The organism is Acidimicrobiia bacterium, from assembly GCA_035948415.1.
In the GTDB taxonomy this organism is placed as follows: Bacteria; Actinomycetota; Acidimicrobiia; order IMCC26256; family PALSA-555; genus PALSA-555.
The window spans coordinates 23,207-34,306 of the sequence record DASZJD010000034.1; the positions used below are offsets into that span (position 1 = coordinate 23,207).

Here is an 11,100-nt window from a genome sequence, read left to right on the forward strand (position 1 = left end):
GCGGCGAGCGCCGCTACGCCAGTTGGTCGCGGAGTGGTCGGGCGCGACGTTCGACACCGGCGAAGCCGCGTGTACCCGCGGTCTCGAGGGCGGCCTCGAGCAAGCCCACGGCACGCGCTCGGTCGTCGCCCTGAGCGCGCTCGACGAGCATCCTGGCGAGCTCGAGCTGCGTCGTGGCCCGCCAGAACGGGGCGCGGGCCCGCTCGGCCAGGGCCAGGGCCCGGGCGAAATCGGCCTCGGCGCGCTCGTGGTCGCCCAGCGCGGCCCGACCGACCCCCAACCAGAGCGCCACCGGACCGGAATGGGCGGCGCCGTGCCACACCCATTGATCGGCGAACGGCTCCAGGAGCGCGACGGCGGCCCGCACGGCGGCGAGGTTCCCGACGACCGCGGCCGCCTGGGTCACCCCTCGCACCGCTGACGCCCAGCTGGGGTCGATCCAGAGGCCGGGGAGCTCGGCCGCGAGGTTGTCGACGAGCGGGCGCGCGTCCTCCACCCAGTCGCTCACCGCCAGCACCTGGGCGAGGGAGGATCGAAACGCGGGAATGCCGGGATGCTCGGCCGCAGTCGCGGCGAGGAGGTCGCGCATCTCCGCCTGCCGGCCCGCGGCGAAGCGCAGCTCGATGACCTGGCCCCCGTAAACGACCAGCGCGTCGGATTGGTCGGCGTCGACGGCGATCTGCAGCGCCGTGTTCGCGTGCTCTTCAGCGGTCGCGAGGTCGCCTGCGAGCAGGGCGTGGCTCGCTTGGAACCACTCGGCCTCCCACCGCATGACGGGGTCACCGACGGCCTCGGCCAGCCGCTGGATGTCTGCGAGGTCCTCCCGCGCCTGGTTGATGTCGCCCCGCTGCATGGCGAGGTGGACGCTCCCGACGAACGTCCACCACTGCTGGCTCGGGTCGAGCCGAGGCCTCAGTTCGTGGAACTCGGCCTGTCGGGCCAGGCGCTCGTCGAGGTTCTGGGGGATGAAGTACAGGTGGAGGGCGTGGAGCGCGTGCCAACGCGCTTGCGGGTCGTTCGTCGTCTCGGTGAGCGCGAGCGCTTCGTCGATGAGCTGCCGCGTGTCGTACTCGGGGCTGTAGATGGTCTCGAGTGCCCACTGCGCGAGCAGGCGCGCCCGCAGATCCGGCGACGAGGTTCCCACGGCGTCGAGCGCGGCGCGCAGGACGTCGATGCGCTCGACGTCGAGGCGGCCGATGAAGGCGGTGTACCCGCGCGTGTTGGCCAACGCGGCCTCAACGAGCTGCTCGGTGGCGCCGAGGCGCTGGGCGAGGTCGGCCGCGTCCAGCAGGGTCTGACGGAACTCGGCCAGCCCGGCAAGCCGCTGCGCGCTGCCGAGCCGGACCAGGAGCTCGCAGCGGCGCAGGTCTCGGGCGTCTCGATCCAGCCGATCGACGAGGTCGAGCGCCTGGGCGTACCAGCGCGCGGCCTCCTCGGGCGCGAGCCGGCGCTGGGCCCGGTCGCCAGCGGCGATGGAGTAGCCGATGGCCTTGTCGAGGTCGGCGGGCTGGGTGGCCGCGTACCAGTGGTGGGCGAGCTCACCCACCCGCTCCTCGTGGTCCCCCGGAAGCGTCTCGAGGGCCTCGGCGACGCGGCGGTGCAGCCGCTGGCGACGAGCCGCGTTCAGCTCGTCGTAAAGCGCCCGCTGGATCAGCGCGTGCACGAAGGTGAAACAACCCGGACTGCGCGGCGCGTCGGCGATGACCGCCGCCGCCACCCCGGCGTCGAGGACGTCGAGCAGCTCGTCCTCGTCGATGTCGACGAGGGCGCCGAGCAGGGTGACGTCGAAGTCCCTTCCGATCACTGAGGCCGCCGCCAGTGCCCGGGTGGCGTCGGGCCCCAGCCGGTGGACGCGCCGCCCGATCACCTCACGCACGCTGACGGGGAGCCCTTGGGTGTTCAGGTCCAGCTGCGCCACCCAGCGCCCGTCGTCGGTCTGGGAGATCGCCCCGGTCTCGGCCAAGTGGCGCAGGATCTCGAGGACGAAGAACGGGTTTCCGTCCGTCTCTGCCGACAGCGCGTCCCGCAGGGTCAGCCCGTCCTCGGTCATCTCGTGCCCGGCTGCCGCTTCGAGCAGCGCCAGCAGCTCCAGGTCATCGAGGCCCCGCAGGCTCACGCGCTCGACCCCAGGCTCGCGGTGCAAGGCGGCCAGCACCTCCGCCAGCGGGTCGTCTGCCCCCACATCGGCGGCGCGGAAGGTACCGAGCATCAGGAGCCGGATCGACCGCGAGCCCGCCACCACGTGGCGCAGCAGCTGCAAGGTCGGCCGGTCGGCCCAGTGGAGGTCATCGAGCACCAGCAGCACCGGCGTGTCGGTGGCCACCCGGCCCAGCAGGTCCAGAACCGCCGCGAAGAGCAGGTGCCGCTCGGTGTCTCGATCCGACGACCGCGAGCTCGGCACCTCGTCCAGCCGGGTGCCGAGCCCGGGTACCAGGGCCACGAGGTCCCCGCCTCGCGCGTCCACGTGCGCCCGGAGCACGGGCTGCGGCACGTGCTCGACGAGATCGCCGAGCGCCTCGACCCAGGGCTGATAGGGGATGCCCAGCTCCTCGTCGCAGCGGCCGTACAGCACCACCGCCCCCGCGGCCTGCGCGTCGGAAGCCACCGTCGACACCAGCGTCGTCTTGCCGATCCCCGCCTCGCCGCCGACGAGCACGATCCGCCGGTCGCCTTCGGCGGCGACCTCCTTGAGGGCCGTCGCCACGCTGGCGCGCTCGACGCTCCGACCCACGAACAGCGATCCGTCCGGCGTGCGCAGCCGAGCCGGGAGCGGCACCGACCAGCCCGCGCCCGGGGCCGGCGCCCACGCCAGCCGACACGCCGACACGGGCTCGCCCAGCCCCTTCAGGGACAGCGGCCCGACGTCCTCGAAGGTGTGGTCGCCGCGGCTCCCGACCAGCGCCCGGACCATCGCGGTGGTGAGGATCTCCCCGCCCTGCGCGGCGGCGCACAGCCGCGCCGCCTCGACCACCGACGCGCCGTAGAAGTCGCCGTCGTCGGCGCGCTCGGCCTCGCCGTGGCTGATGCCGACCCGCACCGCGAGCGGCTCGCCCCGGTGCCGGTTGTGCCGATCGACGGCTTGTTGGGTCGCCCGCGCGCACGCCAGCGCCGAGCTCACGCTCGGGAACACCGCGTGCAGCCCGTCGCCGGTGCTCTTGACCTCCGACCCGTCAGTCGCCTCGAGCGCGTCGCGCAAGAGGCCGAAGTAGACCCGGCGCAGGTCCTCGGCGGCCTCCGGGCCCAGCCGCGATGCCAACGCGGTGGAATCGACGAGATCGGTGAACATCGTGGTCACCATCACCGTCGGACTCAACGCCGCCGTCCCTCACACCCGCGCGAGAACGACCGTCAGGCTACCCGCCGAGTTCCGACACGCGCCCGGCTCCGGATCGGGTGCGGCCGTTGAGGTCGTCGATGAGCTCCCGCAGGCGTGCCCACCCACGGCGATCGAACCAGAACGCGATCCGCTCGGTGTCGAGTGCGTCCTCGTCAGCGCGCTCCGCCGCGGACGGGTCGACGCGTTCGATGCGTCCGCGGCGGACGATGTCAGCGAACTTCTCGCTCAGGCGGTCGAGCGTCGCGTCGTCGGGCGCGGCCCGCAGCCGGACCACGAGCCGACCGTCGACGAAGCGCTGCGAGTGGTAGTTGGTGAAGAAGCTCGTGACCTCGTCGACGGCGGTGTCGACGTCGTCGGTGACGGTGAGCAGCCCGAGGTCGGGCGGTGAGATGTAGCCGTCTGCGAGCAGCTCGAGGCGCACGAACTCGAGCCACCCGGCCCAGTACGTGCCGCCGGGCGTGTCCAGCAGGATGACCGGCCCCGGCTGCGCCTTGCCCGTCTGCACGAGGGTCAGGAGCTCGAACGTCTCGTCCATCGTCCCGAACCCGCCCGGGAGCAGCACGAAGGCGTCAGACTCCTTCACGAAGGCGAGCTTGCGGGTGAAGAAGTACCGGAAGTGGATGAGCTTCGGGTCGTCGGCGATGAACTGCGAGGTCGCGGCCTCGAACGGCAGCCGGATGCTCACGCCGAAGGCCCGGTCGGGCCCGGCGCCCTCGATGCCGGCCTCCATGATCCCCGGGCCGGCCCCGGTGATCACCATCCAGTCACGCTCCGCGATCGCGTCCGCGAACCGGCGGGCCTGGTGGTAGAGGGGGTCGTCCGGCTGGGTGCGGGCGGAGCCGAAGATCGCGACCTTCCGCTGGGTCCGGTACGGCTCGAAGACGTGGAAGAAGTAGCGCATCTCCTTCAGCGCCGCGTTCGCGATCTTCAGGTCGCCACGGTCGGCGCCGTCGCGAGCCAGCCGGAGGGCCGAGGCGACGAGCTCGAAGATCAGGTCGGCGTCACGGCCGCTCCCGGCGCGCGTCACGAGGTCGGCGACGGCGTCGTCGAGCTCAGGGTCCCCGGTGCGGTAGCGGGGCAGCTTCATCGCAGCAGCGGCGCCGCGAGCTCGGCCAGGGGGCGCTCGGGGCGGCCCCCCAGGTGGGAGATCACCTCGGAGGCGGCGACGGCGCCGAGCCGGCCGCACCGGGCCAGGTCGGAGCCGTGCGTGAACCCGAACAGGAACCCGGCCGCATAGAGGTCGCCGGCTCCGGTGGTGTCGACGACGCTCCCCGGGACCGGATGGACGGGGACCTCGACGAGCTCGTCCCGTGACACCACGACCGAGCCCTTGGCGCCCCGGGTGAGCGCGGCGGCGTCGCAGTAGCGGACGGCCGGCTCGATCGCGTCGTCGAGGGTCGGGACCTCGTAGAGGGCACAGATCTCGGCTTCGTTGGCGAACAGCAGGTCGACGTCGTGCTGGACGAGGGCGAGGAGGTCGGCCCGGTGGCGCTCGACGCAGAAGGTGTCGGACAGGCTCAGCGCGACGCGTCGCCCGGCCTCGTGCGCGGCGCGGGCGGCGTGCCGGAACGCGGCCTTGGCGTCGGGCAGGTCGAAGAGGTACCCCTCCAGGTAGACGACGGCCGCGGCGGCGACCAACGCCGGCGACACGTCGTCGGGGTGGAGCTGGGCCGCGGCCCCGAGGAACGTGTTCATCGTCCGCTCGGCGTCCGGGCTCACGAGGACGAGGGACCGGCCGGTCGGGTCACCGGTGGTCGCCGGCCGGGTCTCGAAGCGCACCCCGGCGGCGCGGATGTCGTGGGCGAACACCTCGCCCAGCAGGTCGTCGCGCACCCGGCCCACGAACGCGCTGCGCCCCCCGAGCGACGCCACCCCGACCGCGGTGTTCGCGGCCGAGCCACCGGACATCTCGGTGCCCGGTCCCATCCGCTCGTAGAGGGCGCGGGCCCGCTCGGCGTCGATGAGCGCGGTCGCGCCCTTGTAGAGGCCCTGCTCGGCGAGGAACTCGTCGGTGGCGGCGCTCAGCACGTCGACGAGCGCGTTGCCGACGGCGACGACGTCGAGGGTCGGAGGCGCCGCCGCCGGGGTCACGTCCCGGCGCGGCGGCTCAGCCCCACGGGCACCGGATCAGCGGGCTGGGGCCGCAAGGGTCGGCCCTCGGTGCGGGTCCGGCCGTAGAGGGTGGTGCGCTGCTCGAGTGGTCGCCCGAGGGGCTCGACGATCGACCGGAACCCGGCGTCGTCGAGCTCCTGGCCGTGCGACGCCCCCGCGGCCCGCGAGATGTTCTCGTCCATCAGCGTCCCGCCGAGGTCGTTGCACCCGGCCCGCAGAGCCTGCTGGGCGCCGCGCACGCCGACCTTGACCCACGACACCTGCACGTTGTCGATCGCGCCGCGGTAGGCGATGCGCCCGACGGCGTGGACGAGCAGCACCTCGCGGAAGGTCGGGCCCTTCCGGGCCTTGCCCTGCAGCGCGAGCGGGGTCGCCATGTGCACGAACGGAAGGGGGACGAACTCGGTGAAGCCTCCCGTCTCCCGCTGGAGCGCGCGGGTGCGGACGAGGTGCCGGGCGATGTGCACCGGCCGCTCGACGTGCCCGAACATGATCGTCACGTTCGACCGGAGCCCGATCGAGTGGGCGACCCGGTGGGCGTCGAGCCACTCGTCGGTCGTGACCTTGTCGGGGCAGATGACCGCCCGCACCTCGTCGTCGAGGATCTCGGCGGCGGTGCCGGGCAGGGTGGACAGGCCGGCGTCCCGCAGGACTCGGAGGTAGTCCCGCAGCGGCGCCCCGAGCCGGCGGGCCCCCTCGGTGACCTCGAGGGCGGTGAACCCGTGGACGTGGATCGTGGGCGCGACCTCCTTCACCGCTCGGGTGACCGTGAGGTAGTAGTCGCCGTCGAAGTCGGGGTGGATCCCGCCTTGCAGGCACACCTCGGTGGCGCCGAGGTCGACGGCCTCGACGACTCGTCGCTGGATCTCGTCGAGGCCGAGCAGATAGGGCTCGCCGCGCAGGTTCAGCGACAACGGCCCCTTCGAGAAGGCGCAGAACCGGCACCGGAACGTGCAGACGTTCGTGTAGTTGATGTTCCGGTTCCGGACGAAGGTGACGACATCGCCGACGGTGTCGCGTCGCAGCTGATCGGCGACCTCGGCGACTCGTCGCACCTCCGGCCCGCGGGCGCCGAGCAGGGTCACCAGCTCGTCGACGCCGGGCTCGTGGCCGACCAGGATCCCGTCGAGGACCTCGTCCACCGCGCCCCGGACGCGGGACGTCGCCCCGGGGGCGCCGAGCACGTCGGGCGGGGCCGCGTCGCCGCCGGCGGACCACCGGTCGTCGCGTGCCAGGCCCTCGGAGTCGGAGGCTCGGCGCACCGCGGGCCGGACGTCCTCGTGCAGCCACGTCTCGTCGCGGACGAACTCGGGGTACACGGTGAGCCTCGGCGCCAGCGTCTTGCCGGCGGCCTCCGTCGCGGCGCGGAGCCGTTCGAGCGCGGGCCACGGTCGCTCGGGGTTCACGTGGTCGGGGGTGAGCGGGGACACACCGCCCCAGTCGTCGATGCCGGCGGCGAGGAGCGGGCCGAGCTCGTCGCTGAGGTTCGGCGGGGCCTGGAGATGGATCGCCGCCGGGAGGACGAGGCGCGCCACCGCCACGGCCCGCAGGTACTCGTCGCGGTCGCACGGCGGATGGTCGTGCATGGCCGTGCCCGGCTTCGGCAGGAAGTTCTGGACGATGACCTCCTGGACGTGGCCGTGCCGCTCGTGCGACTCGCGGATGGCGAGGAGCGCGTCGACGCGCTCCTCGTAGGTCTCGCCGATGCCGACCAGGATCCCGGTCGTGAACGGCACCCGAGCGCGCCCGGCGCCCTCGAGGGTGGCGAGCCGCCGCGCCGGCGTCTTGTCCGGCGCGCGGTGGTGGGCGGCACCGAGCGCCGCCAGCCGGGCGGCGAGCGTCTCGATCATCATCCCTTGGGACGGGCTGACGGCTCGGAGCCGCGCCAGGTCGGGCTCGCCGAGGGCACCCGCGTTGGCGTGGGGGAGCAGGCCGGTCCGCTCGAGCACCGCGCCGGCCGCCTCCACCAGGTAGTCGACGGTGGTGCCGTGCCCGTGCTCGGCGAGCCACGCCGCCGCGTCCGGGTAGCGCGCCTCGGGGGCCTCGCCGAGCGTGAACAGCGCCTCGTGGCAGCCGGCGGCCGCCCCGGCCTCGGCGATGGCCACCACCTCGTCGAGGTCGAGGAACGGGGCGGGGAGGCGGGCGGGCGGCTTCGCGAAGGTGCAGTAGCCGCAGTGGTCGCGGCACAGCATCGTCAGGGCGATGAAGACCTTCGGCGAGAACGTGACCCGCGTGCCGTGGGCGTCGTCCCGCACCGCCGACGCCGCGCCGAGCAGCTCCGCGAGGGGGGCGTCGCGCAGCGCCACGGCCTCGTGGCGGCTCAGCATGAGCGCATGCTACGTGCCCGCGACCGCGGCTTCGTCGACGAGCCACACCACGCGGGGGGCCCGCACCCGGGCCGCGGGGAGGTCCTCGCCGCGCCGCACGGCGGCCAGGGCGTCGCGCTTGTCGGCGCCGGCCACGGTGAACACGACGAGCCCGGCTCGGGCGAGCCCCGGGTAGGTGAGCGTCAGCCGCTCGTGCGGGTGCTGGTCGTCGCCGGTGGCGACGACGAGCCGCTCCTGCTCCTCGAGGGTCGGAGAGGCGGGAAACAGCGACGCCGTGTGCCCGTCGGGTCCCAGCCCGAGGTGCACGAGCGCGATCGGCGGCGAGCGCCGGATCAGCTCGTCGTAGGCGGCGGCGGCGCGCTCGGGGGTCGGGCCCGCGAGACGCATCGAGTGGACGGCTCGCGGCTCGACCTCGTCGAGGAACGTCACGCGGGCCATGCCCTCGTTCGAGTCCGGGTCGTGCACCGGCACCCACCGCTCGTCGCCGAAGTACGCGTCGACGCCGGACCAGTCGACGGGAGCGGTGGCGAGCAGCTCGTAGCAGGCGCGCGCCGTGCCGCCGCCCGAGAGCGCGACCGAGGCCGGAGCCTCGGCGGCGACGAGCTCGGCGAACGCCGGCGGGACGTGAGCCACGCGGCGCTCCTCGCCGAAGAGGGTCACGGCACCCGCCAGCGGGCGCCGCGCTCGGCGAGGAGGACGTCGGCCTCCGGGGGACCCCACGACCCGGCCGGGTAGTGGGCGAGCGGGACCGCGACCAGGTCGAAGCCGTCGATGAGGGGCTGCACGATCCGCCACGACTGCTCGACCTCGTCGGTGCGGATGAAGAGCGTCGCGTCGCCGACGAGCGCGTCGTGGATGACCCGCTCGTAGGCCTCGGGCGCGGCCTCCGCGAACGTGGCCGCGTACGAGAAGCTCAGCTGGACGGTTCGGACCTGGAAGGCCTGGCCCGGGACCTTCGCCGCGAACGAGACCTCGATCCCGGCGTCGGGTTGGATCCGCAGCACCAGGTCGTTCGGCTCGATCGAGTCGCGGGCGCCGGGCGGCAGCGGCAGGAACGGCACCGCCTTGTAGCGCAGCACGACCTCGGTCACCCGACGGGCGAGGCGCTTCCCCGTCCGCACGTAGAACGGGACGCCGGCCCACCGCCAGTTGTCGATCTCGAGGCGGAGGGCGAGGAACGTCTCGACCGTGCTGTGGGCGCTGACGCCCTCCTCGTCGCGGTAGCCGGGCACGGTGACGCCGTCGATCTCGCCCGCCCTGTACTGGGCCCGCACGACGTGGCCCTGGAGCTGGTTCGGGTCGAACAGGTGCACGGACCGGAGGAGCTTCACCTTCTCGTCGCGGATGGCGTCGGCGTTGAACGAGCCCGGCGGCTCCATGGCCGTGAGGGCCAGGACCTGCATGACGTGGTTCTGGACGATGTCGCGCAGCGCGCCCGCCTGCTCGTAGAAGGTGCCGCGGTGCTCGATCCCGAGCTCCTCGGCGACCGTGATCTGGACGTGGTCGACGTAGCGCCGGTTCCAGAGCGGCTCGAAGATGGTGTTGGCGAAGCGGAGCGCCAGGATGTTCTGGACCGTCTCCTTGGCCAGGTAGTGGTCGATGCGGAAGATCTGGTGCTCGCGGAAGAACCGGTGGAGGTGCTCGTCGAGGGCCCGGGCGCTCGCGAGGTCCCGCCCGTAGGGCTTCTCGACGACGACGCGGCGGAAGCCGTCGTCCTCGTCGGCGAGCTCGGCGCGGCCGAGGCCCTCGGCGATGGGCTCGAACAGCTGCGGGACGGTCGAGAGGTAGAAGAGGCAGTTCCCGATCGGCTCGCGACCCCCGCCGGCCGAGCGCGCGAGCAGCTCGCGCAGGTGGTCGTAGGTCGTGCTGTCGTCGGCGGCGCCGACCAGGTAGCGGAAGTGCACGCCGCGGTCCTGCAGGGCTCGAACCCCCGTCTGGTTCCCGTCCTCCGCCTTCTCGATCGAGGCGTGCACGCTCTGCTCGAAGTCGGCGTCGTCCATCTCGGTCCGGGCCACGCCGACCACCGCGAGCCCCGCCGGGAGCTGCTCGCCGCGGGCGAGCGAGGCCAGCGCGGGGTAGAGCTTGCGGTGCGCGAGGTCGCCGGTGGCACCGAAGACGACGATCGTCGTCGCGACCCGGTCGTCGGGCCTGACCGGGCTCGGCATGTCGGCGATGATACGGCCGGTGGACCGAAAGACGGTCGGTGTGTACGAGGCTCGAGCACCGGAGTGGCGAGACCGGCGCCCGGCGCGCTTCGTCGAACGGGCGGCTGCCCTCACCGCCGCGGTGCCCGCGGGCGCGCCGCGCGCGGACCTCGGCTGCGGAGCGGGGAAGCACCTCGAGCACCTCGGTCGTCCCGTGGTGGCGCTCGACGCCGCGTTCGCCATGCTGGGCCTGGCCCGCGAGGTGGCCCCGGACGCGTGGTGCGTGCAGGCCGACCTCGAGGCGCTGCCCTTTCGGCGGGGCGGCCTCGCCGGGGCCTGGGCCCGGGCCAGCTACCTGCACGTCCCCCGGGTGTGGCTGCCGTGGGCGCTCGCCGACCTGCACCGCTCGCTCTCGGTCGGCGCCCCGATCCACCTCACGATGCGCGGCGGCGGCGGCGAGGGCCCCCTGCCCGACGACGACTTCCCGGGCCGGTTCTTCGCCGAGTGGGAGCCCGCCGCGCTCGCCGACGTGGTCGTGGGAGCCGGGTTCGACCTGCTGGAGCTCAGCGCGGAGGGTGAGTGGCTCCAGGTGCGGGCGGGGCGGGCCCGCACGCTGCCCGACTACGTCGGGCCCGGCCTGCGGGTCGTGGTGGTGGGCCTCAACCCGAGCGTGTACGCCGCCGACGCCGGCGTCGGCTTCGCCCGTCCCGGCAACCGCTTCTGGCCCGCGGCGATCGCCGCCGGCCTCGTCGCGCGGGACCGGGATCCGGCCGACGCACTGCGCGCCCACGGCATGGGGATGACCGACCTGGTGAAGCGGGCCACGCCGGGCGCGGCCACGCTGCGGCGCGCCGAGTACCGGGACGGCGCCCGCCGGGTGGAGGGCCTCGTGCGGTGGCTGCGGCCGCGTGTGGTGTGCTTCGTCGGGCTCGCCGGCTGGCGCGCCGCGATCGACCCGGCGGCCACATGCGGTCTCCAGCGCCACGGGTTCGGCGAGGCGCCGGCGTACGTCATGCCGAACACGAGCGGCGCCAACGCGCACGCCTCGTTCGACGACTTCGTCGACCACCTGCGCGCCGTCCGCCGGCTCGCCGACCGCACCGGTCCCTGACGTAACCGGGGCCGGCCGCGCCGGACGGAACGCAACCGGTCGCGGGCCGGCGCGGCGTGCTCGACCGCA

The 11,100-nt window shown here is 73.9% G+C and carries 7 protein-coding genes; 1 reads left to right on the forward strand and 6 read right to left on the reverse strand.

Annotated elements, in window-relative coordinates:
• Positions 1-13: 13 nt before the first annotated feature.
• From VG869_04760 to zwf, 6 genes are read right to left on the reverse strand one after another with little or no spacing between them, the layout of a single operon-like run.
• Positions 14-3,298 (reverse strand): AAA family ATPase, encoded by a 3,285-nt coding sequence (locus VG869_04760; GenBank protein HEV3450497.1) that lies wholly within the window; start codon positions 3,296-3,298, stop codon positions 14-16.
• A 55-nt stretch (positions 3,299-3,353) separates the two neighbouring features.
• On the reverse strand, positions 3,354-4,424 hold the full coding sequence (locus VG869_04765; GenBank protein ID HEV3450498.1) for a TIGR00730 family Rossman fold protein: 1,071 nt from the start codon (positions 4,422-4,424) through the stop codon (positions 3,354-3,356).
• Positions 4,421-5,428, reverse strand: a complete 1,008-nt coding sequence (locus VG869_04770) for an adenosine kinase (GenBank protein HEV3450499.1) — start codon at positions 5,426-5,428, stop codon at positions 4,421-4,423. Before VG869_04770 ends, VG869_04765 begins: the two co-directional genes overlap by 4 nt.
• A complete protein-coding gene (gene cofH, locus VG869_04775) occupies positions 5,425-7,776 on the reverse strand; it encodes a 5-amino-6-(D-ribitylamino)uracil--L-tyrosine 4-hydroxyphenyl transferase CofH (protein HEV3450500.1) in 2,352 nt (783 codons plus the stop codon). The genes VG869_04770 and cofH overlap by 4 nt, the downstream gene beginning before the upstream one ends.
• 9 nt (positions 7,777-7,785) lie before the next feature.
• Positions 7,786-8,409 carry a 6-phosphogluconolactonase gene (pgl, locus tag VG869_04780; protein HEV3450501.1) on the reverse strand — a complete coding sequence of 208 codons (624 nt, stop codon included), beginning with the start codon at positions 8,407-8,409 and terminating at the stop codon, positions 7,786-7,788.
• 23 nt (positions 8,410-8,432) lie between these two features.
• Positions 8,433-9,941 (reverse strand): glucose-6-phosphate dehydrogenase, encoded by a 1,509-nt coding sequence (gene zwf / locus VG869_04785; GenBank protein ID HEV3450502.1) that lies wholly within the window; start codon positions 9,939-9,941, stop codon positions 8,433-8,435.
• Positions 9,942-9,960: 19 nt separating this feature from the next.
• On the opposite strand from zwf, the gene VG869_04790 reads away from it, so the two are divergent.
• Positions 9,961-11,031 (forward strand): uracil-DNA glycosylase family protein, encoded by a 1,071-nt coding sequence (locus VG869_04790; protein ID HEV3450503.1) that lies wholly within the window; start codon positions 9,961-9,963, stop codon positions 11,029-11,031.
• Positions 11,032-11,100: the final 69 nt, after the last annotated feature.